17 protein-coding genes are annotated in these 27,000 nt (G+C 67.4%); 9 read left to right on the forward strand and 8 right to left on the reverse strand.

Annotation, left to right across the window (positions count from 1 at the left end; all coding sequences use genetic code 11):
* Positions 1 to 491: 491 nt before the first annotated feature.
* The 6 genes from D892_RS0126830 to D892_RS0126855 all read right to left on the reverse strand — a co-directional run bounded on the left by D892_RS0126830 (position 492) and on the right by D892_RS0126855 (position 7,713).
* Positions 492 to 1,460: a dihydrodipicolinate synthase family protein gene (locus D892_RS0126830; RefSeq protein WP_232236179.1), complete on the reverse strand. Its 969-nt coding sequence runs from the start codon at positions 1,458 to 1,460 to the stop codon at positions 492 to 494.
* 204 nt (positions 1,461 to 1,664) lie between these two features.
* Positions 1,665 to 3,152, reverse strand: a complete 1,488-nt coding sequence (locus D892_RS0126835) for a gamma-aminobutyraldehyde dehydrogenase (protein WP_024804194.1) — start codon at positions 3,150 to 3,152, stop codon at positions 1,665 to 1,667.
* A gap of 19 nt (positions 3,153 to 3,171) precedes the next feature.
* Positions 3,172 to 4,653 (reverse strand): aldehyde dehydrogenase family protein, encoded by a 1,482-nt coding sequence (locus D892_RS0126840; RefSeq protein ID WP_084161241.1) that lies wholly within the window; start codon positions 4,651 to 4,653, stop codon positions 3,172 to 3,174.
* Positions 4,650 to 5,102 carry a hypothetical protein gene (locus D892_RS0126845; RefSeq protein ID WP_024804196.1) on the reverse strand — a complete coding sequence of 151 codons (453 nt, stop codon included), beginning with the start codon at positions 5,100 to 5,102 and terminating at the stop codon, positions 4,650 to 4,652. The genes D892_RS0126840 and D892_RS0126845 overlap by 4 nt, the downstream gene beginning before the upstream one ends.
* Entirely contained in the window at positions 5,099 to 6,733 is a 1,635-nt protein-coding gene (locus D892_RS0126850) for a GMC family oxidoreductase (protein ID WP_024804197.1), read from the reverse strand. Before D892_RS0126850 ends, D892_RS0126845 begins: the two co-directional genes overlap by 4 nt.
* A gap of 224 nt (positions 6,734 to 6,957) precedes the next feature.
* A complete protein-coding gene (locus D892_RS0126855; protein ID WP_024804198.1) occupies positions 6,958 to 7,713 on the reverse strand; it encodes a FadR/GntR family transcriptional regulator in 756 nt (251 codons plus the stop codon).
* A 218-nt stretch (positions 7,714 to 7,931) separates the two neighbouring features.
* On the opposite strand from D892_RS0126855, the gene D892_RS0126860 reads away from it, so the two are divergent.
* A complete protein-coding gene (locus D892_RS0126860; protein WP_024804199.1) occupies positions 7,932 to 8,981 on the forward strand; it encodes a proline racemase family protein in 1,050 nt (349 codons plus the stop codon).
* Positions 8,982 to 9,130: 149 nt separating this feature from the next.
* Entirely contained in the window at positions 9,131 to 9,823 is a 693-nt protein-coding gene (locus D892_RS0126865; RefSeq protein WP_198036999.1) for a GntR family transcriptional regulator, read from the forward strand.
* Between the two features lie 390 nt (positions 9,824 to 10,213).
* On the opposite strand, the gene D892_RS0126875 is transcribed toward D892_RS0126865, so the two are convergent.
* Complete coding sequence (locus D892_RS0126875; protein WP_024804202.1) at positions 10,214 to 13,651, reverse strand: pyruvate carboxylase; 3,438 nt, start codon at positions 13,649 to 13,651, stop codon at positions 10,214 to 10,216.
* Positions 13,652 to 14,005: 354 nt separating this feature from the next.
* On the reverse strand, positions 14,006 to 15,625 hold the full coding sequence (locus D892_RS0126880; protein ID WP_024804203.1) for a PucR family transcriptional regulator: 1,620 nt from the start codon (positions 15,623 to 15,625) through the stop codon (positions 14,006 to 14,008).
* 132 nt (positions 15,626 to 15,757) lie between these two features.
* On the opposite strand from D892_RS0126880, the gene D892_RS0126885 reads away from it, so the two are divergent.
* The 7 genes from D892_RS0126885 (at position 15,758) to D892_RS0126915 (ending at position 27,000) form a co-directional block, all read left to right on the forward strand.
* Complete coding sequence (locus D892_RS0126885; protein ID WP_024804204.1) at positions 15,758 to 17,251, forward strand: CoA-acylating methylmalonate-semialdehyde dehydrogenase; 1,494 nt, start codon at positions 15,758 to 15,760, stop codon at positions 17,249 to 17,251.
* Positions 17,252 to 17,266: 15 nt separating this feature from the next.
* Complete coding sequence (locus D892_RS0126890; RefSeq protein WP_024804205.1) at positions 17,267 to 18,652, forward strand: aspartate aminotransferase family protein; 1,386 nt, start codon at positions 17,267 to 17,269, stop codon at positions 18,650 to 18,652.
* Between the two features lie 39 nt (positions 18,653 to 18,691).
* Positions 18,692 to 22,009, forward strand: a complete 3,318-nt coding sequence (locus D892_RS0126895; protein WP_024804206.1) for an NAD-glutamate dehydrogenase domain-containing protein — start codon at positions 18,692 to 18,694, stop codon at positions 22,007 to 22,009.
* Between the two features lie 63 nt (positions 22,010 to 22,072).
* Entirely contained in the window at positions 22,073 to 22,669 is a 597-nt protein-coding gene (locus D892_RS0126900; RefSeq protein WP_024804207.1) for a short chain dehydrogenase, read from the forward strand.
* 1,004 nt (positions 22,670 to 23,673) lie between these two features.
* Positions 23,674 to 25,314, forward strand: coding sequence for an APC family permease (locus tag D892_RS0126905; RefSeq protein WP_024804208.1), 1,641 nt, complete (start codon positions 23,674 to 23,676; stop codon positions 25,312 to 25,314).
* Complete coding sequence (locus D892_RS0126910; RefSeq protein ID WP_024804209.1) at positions 25,311 to 26,576, forward strand: aconitase X catalytic domain-containing protein; 1,266 nt, start codon at positions 25,311 to 25,313, stop codon at positions 26,574 to 26,576. The genes D892_RS0126905 and D892_RS0126910 overlap by 4 nt, the downstream gene beginning before the upstream one ends.
* Complete coding sequence (locus D892_RS0126915; protein WP_024804210.1) at positions 26,560 to 27,000, forward strand: aconitase X swivel domain-containing protein; 441 nt, start codon at positions 26,560 to 26,562, stop codon at positions 26,998 to 27,000. The genes D892_RS0126910 and D892_RS0126915 overlap by 17 nt, the downstream gene beginning before the upstream one ends.

Consider the following 27,000-nt stretch of genomic DNA (forward strand, 5'->3'; position numbering starts at 1 on the left):
AACCTTCTCCGGCCGGAAGCCCGGTGCAGTCGAATGGCAACGGCCTCATGCCGCGCCCGGCAGACAAGGCGGGCGGCGCAGAGACCGAGGACGCCGTAGTCCGGTCCACAACCTCCCTGCAAAGTTCCAAACAATCTGGGAAACAACAGGATCCAGACTCGACCGGACCGTACAGGCGTTCGGCGGACAGAACACGTACAGGGTACGGCGAGAAGGATCTGGCGACGGCGTCGAGAGACTCCCATCGCCGTAGGACCGAGCCGGGCGTCGAAGGCGCCAAGCCGGCGGCGGTCGCCGACATCTCGCGGGTCGACCCGGATCCACGTCGCCGAGCACAATGGCGGCAACCCGTGCGATCACCGCAACGTTCGTCACGGTTACGATGAAGCGGCAGCCCCTGGCTGGATCGGAATTGATTACCCTTGGGCCGGATGCCTGCCCGGACGCCACCGTTCCGGAGACGTGGCGGTGGCGTCCGGGCAGGAAGTCTGTCAGACGAACGGTGCCAGCGCCGCTTCGAGCGCGGCATGCTGCGCGGTGGGCAGCGGAGCTCCGGGCGAACGCTGCGGCCCAGCGGGGCGGCCGATGATTTCCATACCGGCCTTGATCGCGGCGTTGTAGCCGCCGCTGACGAAGTTGCTCATGACCGGGAAGATGCTGTGCCACTGTTTGCGGGCGAGTATGAGATCGCCGGCGGTGACCGCGTCGTAGACCTCGACCAGTTGCCTGGGCACGACGTTGGCGGCGCCGATAACGGAGCCTGCCGCGCCTTCGAGTAGCGCGGCGCAGAACAGCGTGTCCCAGCCGACGAACACCGACACCTTGTCGCCGAACTCGTGAATGAGCTGGGCGGCGGCGGTGAAGTCGCCGCTGGTGTCCTTGACGTATTGCACGTTGGGTACTTCGTCGATGAGTTCGCCCAGGATGGCGGGGGTGAGGTTGACGCCGGTGGCCGCCGGCAGGTTGTAGGCCATGACCGGGATCGACACCGACGCGGCGACATCCTTGTAGTAGCTCTTGATCTCCTCGACGCTGAACGGCTCGTAGTACGGTGCCACGACCATGATGGCCTGGGCGCCGAGGCGTTCGGCGTGCTTGGACAAGGCGATGGCCTCGGCGGTGCTGGTGGCGCCGGTTTGCGGGACGACGGGAACCCGGCTGTCGGCCGCCTCGATCACCACTTCGAGCACCTCTTCGCGCTCGGCTCGGGACAGGGTCGAGAACTCACCGGTGGATCCGCAGGGAACGAGGCCGTGCACGCCTTCGGAGAGGGTGTGGTCGACCAGGGTGCGCAGACGAGCGGTATCGAGCTTCTCATCGGCTGTGAAAGGCGTGGCAACCGCCGAGTACACGCCGGCGAGCTTGGTAGCCATGGTTTCCTCCAATGTGGTTGGTGCTGACCATGTTTCGGACAGCGGAGTTGGGTTGCGGTAGCCGTGTGGTCTGGCCGCGGGGTGCAAGGTTGTTCAGGCACGTCCTGCGCGTAATGCCACGGCGTCGCCTTCGGGCGCCTCCGAGTCCTCGCCCGGGCGCGCGACGAGCAGGTAGACCAGGCCGGCCACGATTGTCTTGTGTAAAAGGGCCCGCCGATGCTCTACCCGAGGGATGACTCACCGGCGGGCCCGAGCTGCTCGCGCCGGGGAGCGCTTCGGTGCGGCGGTGTCCTACATCGTGTTGGTGAAAACCATTCGGTGCCAAGGCTTGTGGGCCTCGGCGGTGATGTCGGTCATCACGTGTTTGATGTTGGTGTACTCGTCCAGTGAGTAGGTGGACATGTCCTTGCCGTAGCCGGATGCCTTGTATCCGCCGTGCGGCATCTCGCTGATGATCGGGATGTGATCGTTGATCCACACGCACCCCGCCTGGATGTCGCGTGCGGCGCGGCCCGCCCGGTATATGTCCTTGGTCCATGCCGAGGCGGCGAGTCCGTAGACGGTGTCGTTGGCCAATGCGAGGCCGTCGTCGTCGCTGTCGAACGGCAGGGCCACCAGGACCGGGCCGAACACCTCCTGCTGGACGATCTCGCTGTCCTGACGAGCATCGGCGATCAGCGTGGGAGCGTAGTAGCTGCCCGCGTCGAGATCATCACCGGGAATCGTTGCCCCGCAGACTATTCGGGCACCGTCATCGCGCGCCCGGTCGACCATCGCCGCGACCCGGTGCTGCTGGGTCCATGAGATCAACGGTCCCAGGTCGGTGTCGTGGTCGCCGGTCGGGCCGAGGGTCACCGCCGACATGATCGTGGCGACCCGGTCGAGGAACTTCTCGTACAGGGGTCGCTGCACGTAGGCGCGAGTGGCCGCGGTGCAGTCCTGGCCGGTGTTGATCAGCGCGGCGGCGACCGCGCCCTGGGCCGCGGCCTCCAGGTCGGCATCGTCGAAAACGACGAAGGGCGCCTTACCGCCCAGCTCCAGATGCAGGCGTTTGCCGGGCACCGTCGCGGCGATAGCCTGCCCCACCGGCGTCGATCCGGTGAACGAGACCATCGAGACGTCCGGATGGGTCACCAGCGCCTGCCCGGCACCGCGGCCGGAGCCGGTCACCACGTTGATCACCCCGTCCGGGATACCGGCGCGGGTGGCCGCCTCGGCGAACATCAGCGACGTCAGCGGCGTGAGTTCGGCCGGCTTCAGCACGATGGTGTTGCCCGCCGCGACCGCGGGCAGAATCTTCCACGCCGCCATCTGCAACGGGTAGTTCCAGGGGGCGATGGATCCGATCACTCCGATGGGTTCGCGCCGAATCGTCGACGTGTGCTCGGGTGAGTATTCACCGGCCGCCTTACCCTCGAGATTGCGGGCGGCACCGGCGAAGAACGACACGTTGTCGATAACGCCGGGCACATCGAAGTTCATGGTCAACCGGATCGGCTTACCGGCCTGTCGCGATTCCACGGCGGCCAGGTCGTCGCGGATACGTTCGAGCTCTCGAGCCCAGGCGAGCATGAGACCGGACCGCTCGCCGGGGGTGGCCCGGCTCCAGCCGCGGAAGGCCGCACCGGCGGCCGCGACCGCGGCGTCGACGTCGGCGGCATCAGCGGCCGGGCCCTTGGCCAGTTCGGCTCCGGTCGAGGGGTCGATCACGATCACCTCGCCGGTCCCGGTGCCGTCGGCGAAGCGGCCGTTGACGAACTGAAGTGGTTCTTTCCACATGTGTGTAGTCCTTCCGCCGCTAGCGCGTGTCGACCATGACGTGCTTGAGCCGGGTGAACTCGAGCAGTCCGAGTTCGGCGTTCTCGGTGCCGACTCCGGAGGCGCCGAATCCGCTGACCGGCAGATCCGCGGCGAACACCAGATGATTGTTGACCCAGACCGTGCCGAAGTTCAGTGCGTTCTGCACCCGTTGCGCGCGCCCGACATCGGTGGTGAATACGGACGCGGCCAGTCCGTACCGCGTGCCGTTGGCCTTGGCCAGGGCGTCGTCCTCGGAATCGAAGGACTGCACCGTGAACACCGGGCCGAAGATCTCCTCGACCACCAATTCCTCGTCGTCGCGGACGTCGGTGACGACCGTGGGGGCGAGCAGGTAGCCGGGCCCTTCGACGATCCCGCCGCCCGTGACGATCCGTGCGCCGGGGCTGCGTCCCGCGATCTTGTCCAGCACGCGATCGCGCTGCGCGAGAGAGTTCATCGGGCCGATCGTGGTGGCCGGGTCGAGGATGTCGCCGACCTTCTCGCGTTCGCACCGGACCTTCAGGCCCTCGACGACCGCGTCGACGATCGAGGAGTGCGCGATGACGCGGCTGGCCGCCATGCATTCCTGGCCGGTGTTGTACAGGCCGCCGGCGGCGATCGCGTCGAGCGCGGACTCGAGATCGGCGTCGTCGAAGACGAGGACCGGCGAGTTGCCGCCCAGCTCCATGATCGACTTCTTCACCCCGTCGGCGGCGGCCGCGCCGACGCGTCGCCCGGTCTCGATGGATCCGGTGAACGACACCGCGGCCACCGCCGGATGCCGGGTCAAGGCGTCCCCGGCCACGGCCCCGGTGCCGAACACGACGTTGAAAACACCCGGCGGCAACTGCTCGGCGATCGCTTCGGCGAGCAGGGCGGTGGAGTACGGGGTGGTCTCGGCCGGTTTGAGGACGAAGGTGTTGCCGGTGGCGAGTGCGGGGAAGACTTTGGCGACGGCCTGTAGCAGCGGGTAGTTCCACGGGGTGATGCCCGCGATCACGCCGAGCGGTTCACGCCGCATGATCGAGGTGACGCCGTCGAGATAGTCGCCGCCGGCGGGCGCGGGCAGGGTGCGTGCCGCACCGGCGAAGAACCGCATGGCGTCCACGACGCCGGGCAGTTCCTCGTCGACGACGACCTGGAGCGGCTTACCCGCGTCGATCGCCTCGACGTAGGAGAATTCGGGCAGGCGCGCTTCGATGGCTGCCGCCACGTCGAGCAGCAGTTTGCTGCGCCGCCCGGGTGTCAGTGCCGCCCAGCCGGGCTGGGCGCGGCGGGCCGCCTCGACCGCGCCGGCCACGTCGGCCGGTGTGGAGGCCGGTACCCGGCCGAGTTCGCCGCCGGTCGAGGGATTGAACACGGTGATGCGTTCGGTGGTGTCGGCTTGCTGCCATGTGCCGTCGATGAAATTGGCGCCGTCGATACGGCGGGCTATCGCCGTCAGTGCCTGGTCGTAGCCGGTTTCGGTGACCGCGGTCATGGAATGCTCCTTATCGTCTGGTCGAAATCGGGTGGGCGTCGAAAGCCGCCGTGATAGGCCGTCGCGCCGTCGAAAACCTCGTCGGAGAGTTCGTCGGCGGCCAGCGAGACCGGTGCCGGCCTGCGCTCCTGGCCGGGGTAGCCGATGAGGTCGCGAACGATCGGCGTCATGTAGTACGCCCCGGCGACGACGCCCGCGAGGGTGTCGAACAGCTCGCGGTGGTCGTCGCGGAGAGCGCGTAGGTCGGCGTCGAGTGAATTGCTGTCGGTGAGCCGATCCAGCAGGGCGGTGAGTTCGGTGGCCATGTCGTCGCGAGCGCGCAGTGCTCGCGCGAGCCACTCGTGATCGGGGTCGGCCGACCGCAGTGCGGGCCGGTCGGTGGTTTCCGGCACCAGGACATCGGCGATGGCCAGCGCGGTCTTCAGTTGCGGTGCTGTCAGCGCGATCATTGGGCTACCTCGACATTCTTGGCTGTTTCGGCGAGATGTTCCGCAGCGCGCAGGGCCAGCGCGGTGATCGTGGCGGTCGGGTTGACCGCGCCGGAGGTGGTCATGACGCTGCCGTCGACGATCGCCAGGTTGGGCACGTCGTGGGTGATGTTCCAGCGGTCGACCACCGAGCGCGCCGGATCGTCACCCATCGCGGCGGTGCCCAGTAGATGCCCTGGCTGGTCCGGCCACAGATCGGTCGCCATGGTGGCCACGGCACCGGCGGCGCGGTGCGCCTCGGTGGCGCGCTCGATGTTGAACGCGAGCAGCTTGCGGGTGTTGTCCGACAATCGGTACCGGATGCGTGGTGCCGGGATGCCGTTGCTGTCGGTGAGTTCCGGGTCCAGATCGACAGTGTTGGATTCCTCGGGCATGTCCTGGGAGTTGATCCCCCATTGCAGGCTGCGTCCCAAGGTCTCGTCGATGCGCCGGTGCACGGCCGGTCCCCACTGGGTGTCGAAATCGTCGCGGTCGTACAGCGACAGCGCCCGCAGCGGACCGCCCGTGGGCATGACCTGCCATTTCGCCCCACCCGCGAATCCACGCGACAGGTCGGTCTCGTAGAACTCCAGTGAATGGATCGACTGCCCGGCCGGGCCGAGCCAGCTTTCCAGCGGTTCGTCGTAGACGCCGGTGACCTCGGCGTTGGGGTGCAGCATCAGCCGTTTGCCCACCAATCCGGAGGAGTTGGCCAGCCCGTCCGGTGCGCCCGGGTGCGCCGACAGATGCAGTAGCCGGGGCGTGCCGATGCCATTGGCGGCCAGCACCACGAAGCGCGCACGCTGGCGATGCTCGGTGCCGTCGGCGTCGAAGTACAGCGCGCCGTCGGCTCGGCCACGGTCGTCCACGAGGATCTTGTGGACCCGGGCGCCGGTGACCAGCTTCGCGCCGTGTTTGATGGCGGTCGGCCAGTGCGTGATGTCGAACGAGGCCTTGGCGCCCTCCGGGCATCCGGTCTCACAGGTGCCCCATCGGACACACCGTGCGCGTTCGCCGATCCGCTGGGAGGCGATGGCGTTGGGCGCCGGCCACCAGTGCCAGCCGAGTTTGTTCATCCCGCGGGCCGCGATACGGCCGACCGCGCCGATGGGATGCGGCGGCATCGGCACCTCCATCGGCGGATACATCGGATCGCCCTCGACCCCGGCGACACCGACTGCCCGATCGATGCGGTCGTAGTACGGTGCGAGTTCCCCGTAGGAGATCGGCCAGTCCTCGGCGACACCGTCGAGGGTGTAGGTCCGGAAGTCCGACGGCAGCAACCGCATCCAATGCCCGCCGTAGAGCAGGGTGCTGCCACCGACGCCGCCGAGCATCACCGGATGGACATCCGATTCCGAGACGTTGGTCGGATAATCGGTGGCCAGCGCACGGATGTTGGGTTCGTGATGCCACTTCTGCTGCGACAACAGCTCCCACTCCGGCTTGTCACCGGGAAACTCGGTGGGATTGAACCATCGGCTCTGCTCGAGGCAGGTGACCGAGAACCCGTGCTGAGCCATGTGCTGAGCGACCACAGCGCCCGAGGGGCCCGCGCCGATGATGAGGACGTCGACACGGTCGGCTTCGGTTGTGGACACACTCCTGCTCATCGGAACTCCTTCGGTGCGAGAGGTGCCATAAGGCTAAATCAAATAGCCATTAATGGCAATTACCGTGTCCGCAACCGCGGTGGAGGGATGCAGGCAGGGCTACGTGCGGTGGACACTCCAGCGGCGGGAAACGACACGGTCACCGGGCGCTCCGGGGCACGGTCGTCCGCAGGGTTCATCGGCGTCGAGTGACGGCACGCCGGGCATGCCGCCACCGAGGCGGATCAGGCGTCGGCGACGACGAAGTCCGGCTTCTGGCGGCGCGGGGCTTGCCGCAGCACATCGGCCACGATCGACTCGAAATGGCCCAGGTGGCGATACATCTCTTGCTCGATCTCGGCCGGATCGCCCCGGCGGAGCGCGGCCAGTGTGGCTGTGTGCAGCTCGATGCCGGCCGTGTAGTCCTCGGGCGTCCGCAGCATCATGTCGTGGATCGGGGTGAGCTCTTTTTCCAGGCCGAGCATCATCGCCTGCAGCGACGCGTTGCGCGCCGCCCGCCACATGATCCGATGGAACAGAGACTCCGCCTGAGCGGCGCGGGTGATGTTGTCGCTGTTGGCGGCGAGTAGGTCGATCGACTCCTGGAGCTCGGTGAAGTCTTGCTCGGTGGCGCGGAACGCGGCGAGCTGGGCGATGCGAGGCTCGAGCGTCTTGCGTGCTTCGAGGATGCGGAAGGTATCGTCGGGTTTCAGTTCGCCCCCGTCGAGCTGAGGGCTGTCGATCAGCCCATCGGGGATCCAGATCGAGACGATCTCGGAGTTGCCGTTGCGTCCGGGCCGGCGGGTGATGATCCCGGCATCGGCCAACCGTGTCATCGCGACACTCACGGTGGGGCGGGAGACGTCCATCTGGGTGGCCAGGGTTCGCTCACCCGGCAAGACGTCGCCGACCTTGAGTTCCCCGGCGCGGATCCGGTCGGCGATCTGGTTGATGACGTCCGTTGTGACACTTCGTGTTCGGACCGGATGAAACTCCGCCATCGCAACCACACTGCCTCCTGTCGCGCCTGTATGCAAATGGTAAACAAGACTTGCCGATCGCGGGAGCCCGACAATCTCGCCCCGTGGCCGACGCTGGTCCTGGATCGTCAGTTTACATAAAGGCTATTCTAACTTACCTTTAAGGGTGATTTCTGGTTCGCTGACGGTGTTCGGCGGCCCTCATCGGCCATCGCGCCGCCAATCCGGATGGAGGACCTGTGAAGTTCAGTCGGATGCTCAATGTTGTCGACTGTCACGCCGAGGGGGAATCGGGCAAGGTTGTGGTGGGGGGCGTCGGCAACGTTCCCGGTGAGACCATGTTCGACAAGCGCGTGTATCTGGAGACCCACCTCGACCAGCTGCGTGAGCTGCTGTTGTTCGAGCCGCGCGGTGCGGTATGGCACAACGCCAACATCGTGCTGCCCTCCGGCAACCCGGCCGCCCAGCTGGGTTATGTGATCCTCGAGTCGACCGAATATCCGGCCATGTCCGGGTCCAACACGATGTGTGTCGCGACGGTTCTGCTCGAGACCGGCATGCTGCCCATGACCGAACCGGTCACCGAGCTGGTACTCGAATCTCCCGCGGGCCTGATTCGCGTCGAGTGCGAATGCCGGGACGGAAAGGTGTTGCGTGCCAAGCTGTTCAACCAGCCCGCTTTCGTCTACCACCAGCAGCAGAGCATCGACGTACCCGGTATCGGCTCGCTCGTCGTCGATGTCGCCTACGGGGGCATGACCTATGTCCTGGTCGAGGCCGCCAAGGTCGGCTTCGACCTGGTGCCGTCGGAGGCCCGCGCGCTGTGTGAGGCCGGTCAGCGCATCAAGGTCGCCGCGGCCGAGCAACTGCCGGTCCGGCATCCGGTGAATCCCGACATTCCGGGGATTACGCAGACCGCGTTCACCGGTCCTGTCTTCCGCGAGCGCGACGAGGACGGCACGGAATTCCTGCGGTCGAAGAACGCGGTGATCGTTTCGCCCGGGCGCGTGGACCGATCGCCCTGTGGCACCGGCACCTCCGCGCGGCTGGCGCTGCTGCACGCCCGCGGCGAGATCGAGGTGGGGCAGCTGTTCCGGCACGAGTCGCTGATCGGATCGGAATTCGATTCCCGGGTGGAGGAGACCACTGCGGTCGGCGACTATCCGGCAGTGGTGCCCAGCGTCTCCGGCCGGTCGTGGATCACCTCGTTCAATCAGCTCGTCCTGGATCCCTCCGATCCGTTTCCGCACGGTTACACGCCCAGCGACACTTGGATGAACCAGGACTGAGCGCTCGACGCTGCTGCGCCGCTGCAGAGCGGCATCGGCACAGCAGAAGCGTCTGCACCGATCGAGACCCGTTGCACGTAAGATTGTCAGGCAATCGGGCTGTCTCGGCGCGGGTCGGCCCCCAGCGATGCAAGCTGGATGGAGTTCTGGTGGTTGACGAGGCCAACGTATCCCCGCGGCGCGGTTTGGCGCCGATACCGACATCGACGCGAGTGGATGCGGTGATCGCCGAGGTTCGGCGAGCAATCGTATTGGGCCGGATCAAACCTGGAGAGAAGCTCACGGAGGCGTATCTGTGCAGCTCCCTGGGCGTCAGCCGACCTACGGTGCGCGAGGCGTTGACCAAGATGTCGCGGCACGGGCTGCTCGTTCAGGAGCCGTATCGGGGCCTGCGGGTGACCGATCTGGATCCGCAAAAGATCCTGGACATCGCCGCCGTCCGGGTCGCCCTCGACCTGCAAGCCGCTGAAGCGATTCTCGCCGACCGCAGCGGGCGGCGGATGGCACGATTGAGAGATGTCTGGAACGCCTACCAGCGCCAGGCACGCTCCACCGACCCGCTGGTTCTGCACGAAACCCATATCACTTTTCACCGGGGCATGTGGGAGGCATCGGAGAACTCGTTCCTCATGGCGCTGTGGCCGGCGACCGAGGCGCATATGACGGTGGTCCTGGCGCACGATCAGGCGACCCGGCAGGACGGTGAGCGGGCTTTGGCCATGCACAAGGCGCTGGTCGACGCGGTCGAATCCGGACAGCGAGATCTCATTCGGGATGCCTTCGCGGCGCACACTCTCGAGAGTGCGCAGTTTCTGGCACGGACGCTGAGCGAGGCGGGGTAGGGAGTCCGGCCGTCGTCGGCAGTGCGGTCAGGGAACGTGCCAGATTTGTGTGCACGGCTGAGAACCGTGCAGATGCGACAACACTTTTCGCAGGAATCGGATGGCGCGCGAGAGCCACCGGCCGTGGATCGATGCGATGTCGATCGAGACGAACGCCTCGGCGATGAGCAGGCGTGCCGTACAGGATTCACAGGCCAGGTCGTGCCCGATGCCCTCACTGCGAAAACAGTCGGGGCAATCGATCCGGTCGCCGACGGCGGGCAGGTCCGCGACCCGTCGGCAGCGGCGGGCGGGTGCCGCTGCCGGGTCGGCTCGGTGATGGATGACGGTGTGGTCGGCCGGAGGACAGTAGCCGGACAGGTGCATGGGATGTGGTCCTGATCGCCGGGGTCAGACAGAAAGTTCGCTGGTCCGGCCATGGTCGGTGCTGATTTCGACGAGTAGGTCACCGCCTTCGACCTGTTGCACCGCGCCGATGGCGACGCGGTGGATATGATCCGTGCGGGGCGCGGTGATGGCGGCTTCCATCTTCATCGCTTCGATGGTCGCGATGGTGTCACCCACGCTGACCACATCGCCGACGTCGGCGATGAGGCTGACGACACCGGCGAAGGGGGCCGCGATGTGACCGGGATTGTTCTGGTCGGCCTTCTCCGCCGCCGGTACCTCGGCCGCGATGGACCGGTCGCGGACGGCGATGGGGCGCAGTTGTCCGTTGAGAATGCACATCACAGTGCGCATCCCGTGCTCGTCGGGTTCGGAGATCGCTTCGAGACCGATCATGAGGACGACGCCGGGTTCGAGCCGGACCTGGTGTTCCTCGCCGTGGCGCAGGCCGTAGAAGAACTGGTTGGTCGACAACAGTGCGGTGTCGCCATACTTTTCGCGATGGGTCAGGAATTCGGCGGTGGGACCGGGGAACAGCAGCCGGTTCAGCGTGGCGCGGCGGCCGGTCGAATCACCGTCGAGCGCGGCTTCGTCCGCGCGGTCCAGGCTGTGTTCTCGGGTGGCGCGCCGGACTTCGGTGCGCTCTTCGAGTGCCTTGGTGCGGAAGGGCTCCGGCCAGCCGCCGGCCGGTGTGCCGAGTTCGCCACGCAGGAAACCGATTACGGAATCGGGGATGTCGAAGCGGCCCGGGTCGCTCGCGAACTCGTCGACTGTCACACCCGAACCCACCAGTGACAGCGCTAGGTCCCCGACCACCTTGGACGACGGCGTCACCTTCACCAGCCGTCCCAGCAACCGGTCCGCCGCAGCGTATTTGGCTTCCACCTCTTCGAACCGGTCGCCCAGACCCAGCGCGATGGCCTGCTGCCGCAGATTGGACAGCTGCCCGCCCGGAATCTCGTGGTGGTAGACCCGCCCGGTCGGCCCCGGCAGCCCGGATTCGAACGGCGCGTACACCTTTCGCAGCGCCTCCCAGTACGGCTCCAGATCGCACACGTTCTGCAGGTCGAGTCCGGTGTCGAACGGCGAATTCGCCGCCGCCGCAACGATTGCCGACAACGCGGGCTGAGACGTGGTGCCCGCCATCGGCGCCGACGCCCCGTCGACCGCGTCGGCCCCGGCGTGCCAGGCCGCCAGGTACGTCGCCAGCTGGCCACCCGGGGTGTCGTGGGTGTGCACGTGCACCGGCAGGTCGAAGTTCTCCCGCAGCGCGGTCACCAGGGTGTGGGCGGCGGGTGGGCGCAGCAGCCCGGCCATGTCCTTGACAGCGATGACGTGCGCCCCGGCGTCCACGATCTGCTCGGCCAGCTTCAAGTAGTAGTCGAGTGTATAGAGGTTCTCGCTCGGGTCGGCCAGGTCACCGGTGTAGCTCATCGCCACTTCCGCTATGCCCGTGCCGGTTTCGCGCACCGCGTCGATCGCCGGTCGCATCTGGTCGACGTTGTTCAGCGCGTCGAAGATGCGGAAGATGTCGACACCGGTCGCGGTCGCCTCGGAAACGAATGCGCGCGTGACCTTTTCCGGATACGGCGTGTATCCGACGGTATTGCGCCCGCGCAGCAGCATCTGCAAACAGATGTTGGGCACCGCCTCGCGCAGCGCGGCCAGCCGCTCCCACGGGTCTTCGTGCAGAAACCGCAGCGCCACATCGTAAGTCGCGCCACCCCAGCACTCGATCGACAGGAGTTCCGGAGTCATCCGCGCGACATGCCCCGCGACGTCGAGCAGGCTGGCGGTGCGCACGCGGGTGGCCAGCAGCGACTGGTGTGCGTCGCGGAAGGTGGTATCGGTGACCGCGAGCGCCTCCTGGTCGCGCAGGGCCCGGGCGAAGCCCTCGGGTCCCAGGGCGAGCAGTTTCTGCCGGGATCCCGGGGGCGGCGCGGTGGTGAGGTCGATCTCGGGCAGTTTGGCGTGCGGGTAGATCGGTGTCGGGCGCTCACCGTGCGGCTTGTTGACCGTGACGTCGGCAAGATAGTGCAGGATCTTCGATGCGCGGTCGGCCGAACCGCGGGAGGTGAGCAGCTGTGGGTGCTGTTCGATGAACGATGTCGTGGCCGGTCCGGCGCGGAAGTCGGGGTCGTCCAGCAGTGCCTGCAGGAACGGGATGTTCGTGGCGACGCCGCGAATGCGGAACTCGGCGACCGCGCGCCGCGCCCGTGCCAGCGCGGTGGGGAAGTCACGCCCGCGGCAGGTCAGCTTCACCAGCATGGAATCGAAGTGCGCGCTGATCTCGCCGCCGAGGTTCGCGCCGCCGTCGAGCCGAATGCCCGCGCCGCCGGGCGCCCGGTAGGCGGTGATGCGGCCGGTGTCGGGCCGCCACCCGTTGGCCGGGTCCTCGGTGGTGATGCGGCACTGCAATGCCGCGCCCCGCACCGTGATCCGGTCCTGACTCACCCCGAGATCGGCCAGCGATTCCCCGGCGGCGATCCGTAGTTGCGCCTGCACCAGATCGATATCGGTGATCTCCTCGGTGACGGTGTGTTCGACCTGGATGCGCGGGTTCATCTCGATGAAGACATGATTGCCGCGAGCGTCGAGCAGGAACTCGACCGTGCCGGCGCACGAGTAGCCGATGTGGCGGGCGAAGGCCACCGCATCGGCGCAGATCCGGTCTCGGACGGCGGCGTCCAGGTTCGGCGCGGGCGCCAACTCGATCACCTTCTGGTGCCGGCGCTGCAGCGAACAATCACGTTCGTACAGGTGCACGACGTCGCCGTGCTGGTCGGCGAGAATCTGGACCTCGATATGACGCGGATCGATCACGGCCTGCTCGAGGAACACTGTCGGATCGCCGAACGCGGATTCGGCCTCCCGCGACGCGGCCTCGATCGCCGCACGCAACCGGTCGCGGTCGGTAACCCGGCGCATCCCGCGACCGCCGCCACCGGCGACGGCCTTGACGAATACCGGCACGTCCATGTTCTCCGCCGCCGCGAGCAGTTCCTCGACATCCGCGGACGGCGCCGACGAGGCGAGCACGGGCAGGCCCGCCGCGCGCGCCGCGGCAACCGCGTGCGCCTTGTTCCCGGTCAGCTCGAGTACCTCCGGCGTGGGCCCGACGAAGGTGATGCCGTCGGCACGGCACGCCCGCGCCAGATCCGGATTCTCCGACAGGAACCCGTACCCGGGATAGACGGCGTCGGCGCCGGAATGCCGTGCGGCAGAGACGATCTCGTGGACGGAGAGATAGGAGCGGACCGGGTGGCCGACCTCGCCGATCTGATACGCCGCATCGGCCTTCATCCGGTGCACCGAGTTGCGGTCTTCGTGCGGGAATACCGCGACCGTGTCGATGCCGAGTTCGTAGGCGGCTCGGAAGGCGCGGATGGCGATCTCGCCGCGGTTCGCCACCAGTACCTTGGCGAAGCGTGCGGCGGTCATCGCTGGACTCCTGTCCGCTCGGCTCCTGCCTGCGTTCGGCCGATGGGTGCGCGCGCCGGCCAAGGGCATGGATCGGTGAGTGTGGCGATGGTCCAGCTCATGTGGTCTTGTCCGCTTTCGGTGCAGGGGAGTTGGCGAGGGCACTCGTCTCATGAGGCGGGCGGCGGCTCCGTGGCAAACGAATCCGAGTCAGGTCGGCAGCGATTCCCCACGACCTGGTAAACATCGGATGTCTGACAATCAGACAGTGCTGGCGATTACTATGCGGGTGGCAGCGTGGTCATGTCAACCGAGCCGGCGAGTTGCCCTCCGGCAAGCGCGTCCTCGGTCGCGGTGCGATGGGGGTTGGCGGGATCAGGATCCCGCCGGGGCCGGTGCCGGTTGGGCGTCGAGGATCATCAGCGCTACGTGCAAGGACGTCATCGACTCGCCATCGGTGAGGTCGACGCCGAGCAGCGTTTCGATGCGGTCGAGCTTGGTGTACAGGGCGGGCCTGCTCATATGCAGCCGGTGCGCGAGGGCGGACTTGTTACCTGCCGACTCCAGATAGCCGCGCAGAACGTCGAGGTAGCGATCGCCGGTCTCGAGGTCGTGCAGGATCAGCGCCCGCAGTTCGGTTTCGGCGAACCGCTGCACGCGGGGATCGGTGCGCAGGAGCGTCACCAGGCCGCGTAGCCGGATGTCGGCGACGCGGAAGTAGCTGCGCTCGCGGGTGGGCATGGCGAGCGCGACCTCGGCGACGTGAGCTGCGTCGGCGATCTGCTGGATGGCCTCGACCAGGCCGGATGCCGGTGCCGCGACGCCGAGGACGAGATCACCGGCGCCGGTGGCGCGTTCGGTATCGCGGCGCAGGGAGTCACCGAGTGCGGTCAGCACGTGGTGCTGGGACCGGCCGCGGCCGGTCCGTAACGACAGCACCATTCCGACCTCACCCGGGCTGCGCAGCGAGAACAGGCCGGTGTGCCCGGATGCGCGCACCGCCCGCACGATCGTGTCGAGCAGGCGCGTGTTGTGCCGGTGGGCGGTGACCGGGTCGCCGTCTTGCGGCCAGCCGCCGACCCGCACGGCCGCCGGCAGGTACTCCGGTGCCGCGCGCAATCCGAGCGCGAAGGCGCGCGCCGTGGCGTCCTCTTCGGTGCGGATGCGTTCGCGCAGGACGTCGTCGAGCAGTCCGGCCTGGGCCTGGTGTTCGATGTCGAAGCGGCCGCGTTCGGCCATGCGGTGCATCGCCAGCGCCTGCGCGGCGCGTTCGAGCACCATGGTGGTCCGGGGTGAGGCGGCCGCGCGCAAGGCGATCAGCCGTCCCCACGACTCGCCGCCGCGACCGACCGGGGTGTCGACCCATTCCCGCGTTTCGGGCCGATCGGCGTCGGCGGCGTGCAAGCGCGAGCGGCGGCCCCAGTCGTGCAGCAGTTCCGCGGTGAGATGTCCGGCCGCGGCCACGGCGACCGCCTGGTGGGACAGGTCTTCGAGGACGATCGGTGCGTCGAGCAGCTGGGCGGTCGCGTCGACGATGTCGGCGGGTGACCCGCGGCGCATCCCGAGGTCGGTGAAAACCTCGTGCACCCGGCGGGCGAAGGCGACCTCCTCGTATTGATCGTTGACGATCGCGCGGTGGACCTGCTCGGTGACCTCGACGAACCGGATCACTCGAGGCAGCGCCACCATCGCCAGGCCGAGCTCATCAGCGATATCGCCGACGACGGTCGGCAGCGGGCCGGCCGGTCCCAGTTCGACGATCACGCCCACCGCATGCGCCGCCGCGATCGCGGAGAGGTACCGGTGCGGATCGGTGCGCAGCGCCGAGCCGGTGGTGAGGACCAGCTCGCCCCCTTGAAGCAGGCCGGACAGGTCGGCGACATCGCTGACGTGCACCCACCGGACTCTGGTGTCGAATCCGCGGGCGCTGAGGATCGCGGGTTCGCCGCGCTGGATCACCGGCAGCGCGACGATCTCGGCCACGGTCAGCGTCACGTTACAAAGTGTATCGCGGAATCGGTCTGCCAATACAGATTGCTCGCCTCCGGGTGGTGTCGGCGGGGGGAGGCTGAATGCCGACGGGACACGCGCAGCCTGCGTGGCACCACGATCGAGGAAGGGCTATCCATGACCGACACAGTCCAGCACTGGCGCGACGGCGAGATCTTTGCCGGCGGTTCCGGGCAGACCGCACCGGTGACCAATCCGGCGACCGGGGAGATCACAGCCCGGGTGGCTCTGGCCGACGTCGCCGATGCCCGGCAGGTGATCGATGCGGCCGCGGCAGCCTATCCCGAATGGCGCGACACCTCGCTGGCCAAGCGCACCCAGGTGCTGTTCAAGTTCCGTGAGCTGCTCGACGAGCGCAAGCCGGAGCTGGCCGAGATCATCACCCGCGAACACGGCAAGGTGCGCTCGGATGCCCTGGGCGAGGTCAGCCGCGGCCAGGAGGTCGTGGAATTTGCCTGCGGCATCCCGCATCTGCTCAAGGGCGGGTTCACCGAGAACGCCTCGACCAAGGTCGACGTGTATTCGGTTCGCCAGCCCCTCGGCCCGGTCGCGATCATCAGCCCGTTCAACTTCCCGGCGATGGTGCCGATGTGGTTCTTCCCCCTCGCGATCGCCGCCGGTAACACCGTGGTGCTCAAGCCGAGTGAGAAGGACCCGTCGGCGTCGCTGTGGCTGGCCGCGCTGTGGGCGGAGGCGGGGCTGCCGGCCGGTGTGTTCAATGTGCTGCAGGGCGACAAGACCGCGGTCGACGAACTGCTCACCAATCCGAAGATCAAGTCGGTCAGCTTCGTCGGTTCGACCCCGATCGCGCAGTACGTGTACGCCACCGGCACGGCAGCCGGCAAGCGGGTGCAGGCCCTGGGCGGAGCCAAGAACCATGCGGTGGTGCTCCCCGACGCCGATCTGGACCTGGCCGCCGATGCGATGGTGAACGCGGGCTTCGGCTCCGCCGGTGAACGCTGCATGGCGATCTCGGCGTGTGTGGCAGTCGGGCCCATCGCCGACGATCTGGTCGCGAAGATCGCCGAGCGCACCCGCACCCTGAAGACCGGCGACGGTACCGGCGCGGTCGACATGGGCCCCTTGGTGACCGAGGCGCACCGCGACAAGGTTGCCTCCTATATCGATGCGGGAGAGGCCGCGGGCGCGAAGATCGTCGTCGACGGCCGCACCGTCGAGGCGGACGGCGGCGCAGCAGGGTTCTGGCTCGGGCCCACCCTCATCGACGAGGTCACCCCGGACATGTCGGTCTACACCGACGAGATCTTCGGGCCCGTGTTGTCGGTCGTGCGCGTCGAGTCCTACGACGAGGCGCTGGAACTGGTCAACGCCAACCCGTTCGGCAACGGCACCGCCATCTTCACCAACGACGGCGGCGCGGCGCGGCGGTTCCAGAACGAGGTCGAGGTCGGCATGGTCGGTATCAACGTCCCGATCCCGGTTCCCATGGCCTACTACAGCTTCGGCGGCTGGAAGAACTCGCTGTTCGGCGACACCCACGCCCACGGCACCGAGGGCGTGCACTTCTTCACCCGCGCCAAGGCCGTCACCAGTCGCTGGCTCGACCCCAGCCACGGTGGCATCGAACTCGGCTTCCCGCAGAACGTCTGATCGAGAGGACTGATCATGGCACTCACCACAGACACCGGTCACCTGCCCGCCGAAACGACGCCGGAATCATTGCGCGCCGAGGCCGACCGGGCCTACAGCCTCGATCGTGCCCATGTTTTCCACTCGTGGTCGGCCCAGGCACAGATCAACCCGATGGCCATCACCGCCGCCGAAGGCTGCTATGTGTGGGACGGCGATGGCAATCGGCTGCTCGATTTCTCGTCGCAGCTGGTGAACACCAATATCGGGCATCAGCATCCGCGTGTGGTCGAGGCGATCCAGCAACAGGCCGCGAAGCTGTGCACGATCGCACCGCAGCATGCCAACAGCGCCCGCTCGGAAGCGGCGCGACTGATCGCCGACCGCACCCCGGGCGAGCTGAACAAGATCTTCTTCACCAATGGCGGCGCAGACGCCAATGAACACGCGGTCCGGATGGCTCGGCTGCACACCGGCCGGTACAAAGTGCTGTCGCGGTACCGCTCGTACCACGGCGGCACCGATACCGCGGTCAACCTGACCGGTGATCCGCGACGCTGGCCCAACGACTACGCCAACAGCGGCGTCGTCCATTTCTTCGGCCCGTTCCTGTACCGGTCGCATTTCCACGCGACCACCGAGGTCGAGGAAACCGAACGGGCGCTCGCGCATCTGGACGAGGTGATCCGGCTCGAGGGGCCGTCCACCATCGCCGCGATCGTGCTCGAATCGATTCCGGGCACCGCGGGCATCATGATCCCGCCGCCCGGCTACCTGGCCGGTGTGCGGGAACTGTGCGACCGGTACGGCATCGTCTTCATCGCGGACGAGGTGATGGCCGGCTTCGGCCGCTCCGGGAAATGGTTCGCGATCGACCATGTCGACGTCGTCCCGGATCTGCTCACCTTCGCCAAGGGCGTGAACTCCGGCTACGTGCCCCTGGGCGGTGTTGCGATCAGCCCGGCCATCGCCGCCACCTTCGCCGACCGGTCCTATCCCGGTGGGTTGACCTACTCCGGTCACCCGCTGGCCACGGCCGCCGCCGTCGCGGCCATCAACGCGATGACCGAGGAGTGCGTGGTGGAGAACGCGGCCCGGGTGGGCGAGCAGATCCTCGGCCCCGGACTGCGGGAGCTGGCCGACCGGCACCCCAGCATCGGTGACGTGCGCGGCACCGGCGTGTTCTGGGCGATCGAGCTGGTCGCCGACCGGGCCACCCGGGAGCCGCTGGCACCCTACGGCGGATCGAGCCCGGCGATGAATGCCGTGCTCGCCGACTGCAAGGCACGCGGGCTGCTGCCGTTCGCGAACTTCAACCGCATCCACGTGGTGCCGCCCTGCACGGTCACCGATGAACAGGCGCGGGAGGGCCTGGCGATCCTCGACGCCGCGCTCGACCTCGCCGATCAGAGTCTGCGCTGAGCGCGACCACGCCTTACGCGATATCCGGGTGGAGGACCCATGAGTTCGTTCGACGTAGCGGCCGAGCCGGTCGTGGCGCACGGAGCTGCCGACATCCGCAGCAGCCGTGCGATGTTCGACACCGACGCGATCGAGAACCTGTCTCCGGACGCTATCGAGATCAGCGTGGACGCACCCGACATCGCCGACGGGCGGTTGTGGTTCACGCTGTACGCACGTCGGCCCGTGCCGCTACGCCGAATCCTGCCACTGCTCGAGAGCCTCGACCTCGAGGCTCTCGACGAGCACACCACCGTGCTGGCCGAGGCCTCCACGGTGTATGTGTACCGGCTGACGCTGCAGGCGGGCGAACTCGCGGCCGCGGCCGTTCACAGTGGTGACGTCACCGGCCCGGTGCGGTTGGTGTTCGAGGCCATGTGGCTCGGGCTCGCCGAGGCCGACCGGCTCAACGCGCTGATCCTCGCCGCGGGCCTGAGCTGGCGTCAGGTCGCGGTGCTGCGCTGTCTGGGCCGCTATCTGCGGCAGTCGCGGCTGCCCTACGGCCAGGCCAGGATTCGTGACGTCCTGCTGGACAACCCGGAGGCGGCCCATCGGCTGGTCGAGCTGCTCGACGCGCGCTTTGCCGACCCGGGCATCGACGCGGCAGACCCCGCACGCGTCGAGCGGATCGTCGCGGCCCGTCAGCGGCTCGACGAGTGCGTCCGGCAGGTGATCAATCTCGACGCCGACCGCATCCTGCGCGGCTACCGCAGCGTCATCGATGCCGGCGTGCGCACCAACGCCTACCGCGAGGGCGTGCTCAGCACGCAGTGCCCGTACCTCGCGTTCAAGATCCGCGGTGAGCTGGTCGGCGAGCTGCCGCACCCGCGCCCCGCGTTCGAAACCTTCGTCTACTCGCCGGCGACCGAGGGGCTGCATCTGCGGTTCGGCCCGGTGGCGCGTGGCGGTATCCGCTGGTCGGACCGCGTGGACGACTACCGCACCGAAGTTCTGGGGCTGGTGAAGGCGCAGGCGGTGAAGAACGCCGTCATCGTCCCCGCCGGCGCGAAGGGCGCGTTCATCGCGAAATCGCCGGGCACAGCGGCAGATCGGGCGACCCGCTCCCCACACACCTCCCTCGAGCACGGGTTGCACAGCTACCGGGAATTCATCGGCGGCCTGCTCGACCTCACCGACAACCGCGACGGCGACACGATCGTCGCGCCCGCATCGGTCGTCTGCCACGACGACCCCGACCCCTACCTCGTAGTGGCCGCCGACAAGGGCACCGCGCGGTTCTCCGATACCGCCAACGAGATCGCGACCCGGCGCGGATTCTGGCTCGGCGACGCCTTCGCCTCCGGCGGATCGGCCGGCTACGACCACAAGGCCATGGGCATCACCGCCCGGGGCGCCTGGGTCAGCGCCACCCACCACCTGGGTGAGCTGGGAATCGACGTCACCACCGACGATTTCACCGTCGTCGGCATCGGCGATATGAGCGGCGACGTCTTCGGCAACGGCATGCTGCTCAGCACCCACATCCGGCTCGTCGCCGCCTTCGATCACCGGCACATCTTCCTCGACCCGGATCCCGACCCGGACACCTCGTTCCAGGAACGCCTCCGCTTGTTCCAGCTGCCCGGATCCAGCTGGGACGACTACGACCGCACGGTGATCAGCGCCAGCGGCGGCGTGTGGGCACGCGAAGCCAAGGCCGTGCCGGTCACCGCACAGCTGCGCGCGGCACTCGGTATCGCCGACGGCGTCACGGAGCTCACCCCGGACCAGGTGATCAGCGCCGTGCTCAGCGCGCCGGTCGACCTGCTGTGGAACGGCGGCGTCGGCACCTACATCAAGGGAAGCGCCGAACCGCACTCCGAGGTCGGCGACAAGGTCAACGACTCGGTGCGCGTCGACGCCGCCGACGTTCGCGCCAAGGTCATCGTCGAAGGGGGCAACCTCGGCGTATCCCCGCGCGGACGGATCGAATTCGCCCGTCGCGGCGGCCGGATCAACAGCGACGCCATCGACAACGCCGCCGGTGTCGACTGCTCCGACCACGAGGTGAACATCAAGATCCTCCTGGACGCGACGGCGAGCAGCGGACGGATTCCCGGCCACCGTGGCGACCTGCTCGCATCGATGACCGACGAGGTGGCAGCACTGGTGCTCACCAACAACCGCGACCACAACAACGTCCTCGGCGAGTCCCGTGACGAGGCTGCCCGGATGGTCGAGGTGCACGCTCGGATGGTCGAGCACCTCGAAGCTCGCCGGGGCCTGCGCCGCAAACTCGAAAACCTGCCCGAGCCGGACGAATTCGCCGAACTCGCCGCCCGCGGCGAGGGACTCACCGCACCCCAGCTCGCCACCCTGCTCGCCCACGTCAAGCTCGACCTGAAGGCCGACCTCGCCGGCAGCGACCTGTTCGACCAGCCCTACTTCTCGACCCTGCTGCAGGAGTACTTCCCGCACCGGCTCACCGAACTCCTCGGCGAGGACATCCACCGGCATCCACTGCGCCGGGAAATCCTGGTCACCGTTGTGGTCAACCGGATCGTCGCGATCGGCGGACCGACCTTCACGGCCCGCCTGATGGACGAAACCGCTGCGGACACCGCCGATGCCGTGCGGGCCTGCACCATCGCCGCCGAGATCTTCGATATCGAGTCCCGCATCCGGGCCATCCGCGACGCCGGCCTGCCGTCGCCGCTGACGAACTCGCTGATCGCCGAGACCCGGCGCCTGCTGGACCGCTCCGCTCGCTGGTTCCTCGGAAACCGGCCCCAGCCGCTCGATATCGAGGCCGAGATCGCACGGTTCGCCGAGGACGTCGCCCTCCTCGAAGGCAAGGTCGGGGCCATGCTGCGCGGCCAGGAGGCCGACACCGTGGCGGCCGCGCGCCGCTGCTACCGCGACGCCGGTGTGCCCGACCCCATCGCGCGAGCGCTGAGTGAAGCGCTGTACACATACAGCCTCCTCGACATCATCGAGGCCGCCCACTTGGACGGAACCGGCCGGCCGGAAGAGCTGGCCGCGACCTACTACGCACTCTCGGACCACCTCGGCATCGACGTCCTGTTGCTGGCCGTGTCCTCGCTGCCCCGCGGCGACCGATGGCATGCATTGGCGCGGCTCGCGCTACGCGAAGACCTCTATCGTTCCCTGCGCACACTCACCGTCGACGTCGCACGGACGGTACCGGATCACCGTCCGGGTCCGGCCGGGAACATCGGTGCCTGGGAGCAGCGCAACCGCCCACTGCTCGAACGCTCCCGGCGCACCCTCGCCGAACTGCGCGCCACCGAAACCCATAACCTGGCGGCGCTGTCTGTCGCGGCGACCCACATCCGCCGCATGTCGGGAATCAATTGACCAGTCCCCGGTACATCCGGGCGAGCGTCCGGCCGCCGGTGGCATACACAGGAGGAGCAGTACATGAAGATTTTGTTGGTGGGAGCGACGGGCACGATCGGCCGCGCGGTCGCCGATCACCTCAGCGACAGCCACGACGTCGTGCGCGCATCCCGTCGCGGCCTCAACCCCGTCGACATCCGCGATCCGGCATCCATCGAGGCCCTCTACCAGACGATCGGCCCCGTCGACGCCGTCGTCTGCACCGCCGGCGGCGCCCCGTTCGTCGCCCTGCCCGACGCCACCCCCGCCGACTTCGGCAACGGATTCGCCGACAAACTCGGCGGTCAGATCAACCTCGTACTCCACGGATTGCCCCACATCCGCGACAACGGGTCGTTCACTCTGATCACCGGCATCCTCGCCCACGAACCGATCGCCACCGGGACGATCTCCGCGACCGTCAACGGCGGCCTCGAATCCTTCGTCGCCGCGGCAGCGACCGAACTGCCCCGAGGTGTGCGCATCAACGCCGTCAGCCCGACCGTGGTCGAAGAAGCCCTGCCCAAGTACGGCGCGTTCTTCCCCGGATTCGCACCCACGCCGGCCCGAGAAGTGGCCCGCGCCTTCGTGAAATCGGTCGAAGGCGTGCACACAGGCCGCGTCTACAACGTCGGCTGACCGCAGCCGACCGAGCGTAGCGACGGCGCCCACTGCCTCGGCGGACCCGCTGAGCCATGATCGTGCATTCCTGCATTTCCGAACGCCCACTCCGCTTCCCTCGAGGCAGTCTCGAAGTGCCTCAGCCCCTCAGGTAGGGCGACCCGGTGCACACCCGGCCATGGCCAACTGTGGCCGCCTTGGCGAATGCCGGGAGCTCCGGCTCCATAGCCGGAGCCCTCCGCGCTCGACGAGGGCACCCCCGACGTCGAAACCGGTAACCCGGCTGCCCGTCCTTCGCGACATGTGGCCGGAGACGGGTGGCTAGTAGAGCTGACCTTCTGTGACGCAGGATTCGCAGGCCGTCGGAGGAGTTGCAAGGAATTAACCCACATTCCTTGCCTTTAAAGGTCTGTTCACTTAGCCTACTGAGGGTAAGCCCGATCACACTCGGGTCTTGGTGCTCGTCAGTCCAGGCCGGACTCCGCCTGGTTCGACAGATCGGATCGATAATGTCGCACTTCACGGATTTGCTCGCTGAGCGGCCGAGCGCGGCCGAATCCGTCGCAGACGAGTACCGCCCGCCGGTCAGGCAGCCAGGTAGTCCTGCGATGTCACAGTTCCGCGAGGCGTCCTCGTTGTCGGCGCAGTGCTCGCGCGTGCAGATGAGGGGTATGCGCGGCAGTTCCGCAACTTCAGCCGGCCGGATGACCTGGGAGGCACCGTCGGGCTGCAGATCGTTGTTGCCGAACATTCGTGAACCGAGGAGCAGCAGAATGAAGAGTCGCCGTCACCGGAGGTGGGGGCCGAATCGGAAGCGCTCGGCACGACCAGCTGACCGGCCACGGACACGATCTCGTCACCGCGCACCGCTCCGACCGGCGGAACTCGATGAATCTGGCCGACTGACTCGTGACGCCTACTTATCGAGTCTTGCCCACAATTCGACCCGCTGAGCGCTCCACCGTCCCACTTCGAATATTGTCCTCGGCCACCGGGGAAGCAAAGATATCAGGCAGGTTGCCATGTCCGATGAATCCGCCCATCCGCGTACTCTTACCGCCGAAGAAGAGCATCTCCGGTCGCTGGGCTACGAGCAGAATTTCGATCGCAAGATGAGTCTCTGGGCGAACTTCGCGCTCGGGTTCCTGTACCTGTCCCCGATGGTCGGTGTCTTCTCGCTGTTCGGACTGGGACTCACCACGGCGGGCCCGCCGTCGATCTTCTGGATCGTCATTGTCGGGGTGGGCCAGTTCCTGGTCGTCCTGGTGTTCGGGGAAATCGTGTCGCAGTATCCCCTCGCCGGAGGTCTCTATCAATGGGCAAGGCGACTGTGGAGTGGGCGATATGCCTGGATCGTGTCCTGGATCTACGTGTTCGCGGTCATCGTGGCCATCACGACGACGGCGCTGTTCAGCCCCGATTTCGTCCTGGCGTTGTTCTCCGACGCCGATTCGCTCGATACCGGAGCGAGCCCGCTGGCCCGGGTGCTCATCGCGGGCGGGATGGTTGCGGTCTGTTTCTTGCTGAGCACCAGGGGCACGACGACGCTGGCCCGCTTCGCCAAGATCGGCCTCGTCGCCGAGTTGGGCGGCGTCATCGTGGTGGGCCTGTACCTGTTGGTTTTCGAGCGCAAGCAGTCGTTCTCGGTGCTGTTCGACACACTGGGTGCCGGCCATGGCCAGGGCTACGCGGGTGCCTTCATCGGTGCTGCGCTGGTCGGCTTGTTGCTGTGCTACGGATTCGAGGCGTGTGGTGAGGTGGCCGAGGAGGTGGCCGATCCGGGCCGCCGGATTCCCCGCGCCATGCAGTTGACGGTTGTGGTCGGCTGTGGTGCCGCCTTCTTTTCCTTCCTCGGATATCTGCTGGCTGCGCCCGATCTGGCTGCGATCGTGTCCGGCGCGGTCGGCAATCCGATTCCGGCCATCCTCGAGGCGAGCCTGGGTGTGATCGGGATGAAGGTGTTCCTGGTCATCGCGCTGACTTCGTTCCTGGCCTGCGTCATGGGCCAGCAGTCCGCGGCGAGTCGCTTGGTGTACTCGTTCGCCCGCGACAACATGTTCCCGGGAAGCGCCCGCTTCGCCCGCATGTCGAAGAAGCACAAGGTGCCGGTGAACGCACTCATTGCGGTGAATATCATTCCGGCGCTGCTGATCTTCTTCGTCTATTTCGCACCCGATGCGGTGTACCGCATCGCGGCTTTCCAAGTGGTCGCCGTCTATGTCGCTTTCCAGATGGTGGTCTTCGCGAGCCTGCGGATGCGGCTGCGTGGTTGGAAGCCCGCGGGCGCCTTCGGCCTGGGTCGCCTCGGGCTGCCGATCACGATCGCGGCGCTGGTCTACGGCGTGTTCTCGATCGTGGTGCTGTGTATGCCGTCCGGTGACGGACCCTTCTACGACCGATGGATCGCCCTGATCGGTTTCGTAGTGGTGGCGGGTGTCGGAGCGATCTACCTGTTCACCCGGAACCCCGATGCGAACGCTACCGGTCCGGAAGGGGACGCGATCGCCGTCGCCGAGCAGATGCGGGCGACTGCTGCGGCCCACGACGCGCACGGTGCGCTCGCACCCGGCGTTATCCACGAGACGAGCGCAGCGCCCAGGTCCGATGGCGCCGCCGACGCGACCCGTGTGACGGGACCGAATGAAAGGACCTTGCGAGCATGACCGCCTCGCCCGCACTCGTTCTCGACGCTCGAGACCGGTCCTACCTTGCCGGTGATCACGGACCGGGTGCCGCCCTCGCGATGCGGGTACTCGTGGCCGTCGCTCGCGCTATGGGTGCCGAGAGGCTGATCGATATAGACAGTGCGCACGTCGACGGCTGTATCTACATCGGGCCGGTGTCCATCGATTTCGCTCGTCGGCTCGTCGAGGGCGGTGCGAAGGTTTCGGTACCCACCACGCTGAACGTCGGCGCTGTCGACCTGCTGCACCCCGAACTGTGGAACGGTGACGCCGAACTGGCGGCCCGCGGCCGTGAGCTCATGGACTTGTACGCTGCGCTGGGTTGTTCGCCCACCTGGACGTGCGCGCCCTATCAGCTCTCCGAGCGTCCCGGGCTCGGCGCTCACGTGGCCTGGGGGGAATCGAACGCGATCGTGTTCGCCAACAGCGTCCTGGGAGCGCGAACTCAGCGTTACGGGGATTTCGTCGATATCGCTGCCGCGATCGTCGGACGCGCACCGCTGGCGGGTCTGCACCTCGACAGCGGTCGCCGGGCCGAAGTCGTCATCGATGTCCGCGGGTTGCCGCCGACCGCGTTCGACGACGACGCCGTGTTTCCGTTGCTCGGCCACGTGGTAGGTGAGATCTGCGGCAGCCGAATTCCGGTCGTGGTCGGCGTACCGGAGGCGAACGAGGATCAGTTGAAAGCGTTCGGTGCCGCCTCGGCCTCCTCCGGTGCGGTCGCGCTCTTCCATGTCGTCGGGGTGACCCCCGAAGCCCCCACGCTGGAATCGGTGCTGCCGGAGGGAGATCGGTTGCCGATCGTCGATATCGGTGTCGCCGATCTGCGGCGGGCATTCGAGCAGCTGTGCACCCGCGCCGACGGAAGACTGGCAGCGGTATGCCTCGGCACCCCGCATTATTCGATACGGCAGTTCGAAATTCTGCTCGACATGCTGGACGACCGTCGGGTTCACGAGAACTCGCCGCTGTACGTGAACACCGGCCGGTTCGTGTACCACGAGATCGAAACTCGAGGGTGGGCCGCTGCCCTGGGGGAGCTGGGTGTTCGAATCGTGACGGACACCTGCACCTACAACACGCCGATCCTGGGCAAGCTGGACGGCCTGGTCATGACCGACTCGGCGAAATGGGCCTGGTACGCCCCCCGCAACGTCGGGGTCGACGTGCTGTTCGCGAACCTGCGCAGTTGTGTCGAATCGGCGGTGGAAGGACGGATCGTCCGTGAGCACGCACTCTGAACTCCACCTGGCCGCGACCGCCCTTGTCGACGGCCGTGGAGCCGGCACCGCCTGCGTGCTCACCGAACCGCTGAACGCATGGGGCGGACTGGACCCGGCTACCGGTGTAATCGTTCATCACAGTCATCCGCAACGAGACACCGACATCACCGGCTGTGTGCTCGTGCTGGAGGAGACGCGGGGGTCGGGCACCAACGCCCAGGTTCTCGCCCAGACCTGGGCCTCGGGTCATGGCCCCGCGGCCGTCGTACTCGCGCGCCCCGACTTCGTACTGTGCGTCGGCGCCGTTGTCGGCGACGAACTCTACGGCGTGCGATGCCCTGTGGTAGTCGTCGGTGAAGCGGAGTACAGGCTCTTGCAGAGCGGTAGTCGTGTCGAGGTGGTTGCCGACCGAGGCGAAGGCACCGTCACGATCTCCGGCTGA

Source organism: Nocardia sp. BMG51109, assembly GCF_000526215.1.
Lineage (GTDB): Bacteria > Actinomycetota > Actinomycetes > Mycobacteriales > Mycobacteriaceae > Nocardia.

What these genes read in the sequence shown, in the direction of transcription:
- D892_RS0126875 (WP_024804202.1), bottom strand. Translation starts at nt 13,651, where the DNA reads ATGACCGCCGCACGCTTCGCCAAGGTACTGGTGGCGAACCGCGGCGAG.
- D892_RS0126840 (WP_084161241.1), bottom strand. Translation starts at nt 4,653, where the DNA reads ATGACCGCGGTCACCGAAACCGGCTACGACCAGGCACTGACGGCGATA.
- D892_RS0126885 (WP_024804204.1), top strand. Translation starts at nt 15,758, where the DNA reads ATGACCGACACAGTCCAGCACTGGCGCGACGGCGAGATCTTTGCCGGC.
- D892_RS0126905 (WP_024804208.1), top strand. Translation starts at nt 23,674, where the DNA reads ATGTCCGATGAATCCGCCCATCCGCGTACTCTTACCGCCGAAGAAGAG.
- D892_RS0126845 (WP_024804196.1), bottom strand. Translation starts at nt 5,102, where the DNA reads ATGATCGCGCTGACAGCACCGCAACTGAAGACCGCGCTGGCCATCGCC.
- D892_RS0126890 (WP_024804205.1), top strand. Translation starts at nt 17,267, where the DNA reads ATGGCACTCACCACAGACACCGGTCACCTGCCCGCCGAAACGACGCCG.
- D892_RS0126895 (WP_024804206.1), top strand. Translation starts at nt 18,692, where the DNA reads ATGAGTTCGTTCGACGTAGCGGCCGAGCCGGTCGTGGCGCACGGAGCT.
- D892_RS0126855 (WP_024804198.1), bottom strand. Translation starts at nt 7,713, where the DNA reads ATGGCGGAGTTTCATCCGGTCCGAACACGAAGTGTCACAACGGACGTC.
- D892_RS0126910 (WP_024804209.1), top strand. Translation starts at nt 25,311, where the DNA reads ATGACCGCCTCGCCCGCACTCGTTCTCGACGCTCGAGACCGGTCCTAC.
- D892_RS0126835 (WP_024804194.1), bottom strand. Translation starts at nt 3,152, where the DNA reads ATGTGGAAAGAACCACTTCAGTTCGTCAACGGCCGCTTCGCCGACGGC.
- D892_RS0126900 (WP_024804207.1), top strand. Translation starts at nt 22,073, where the DNA reads ATGAAGATTTTGTTGGTGGGAGCGACGGGCACGATCGGCCGCGCGGTC.
- D892_RS0126850 (WP_024804197.1), bottom strand. Translation starts at nt 6,733, where the DNA reads ATGAGCAGGAGTGTGTCCACAACCGAAGCCGACCGTGTCGACGTCCTC.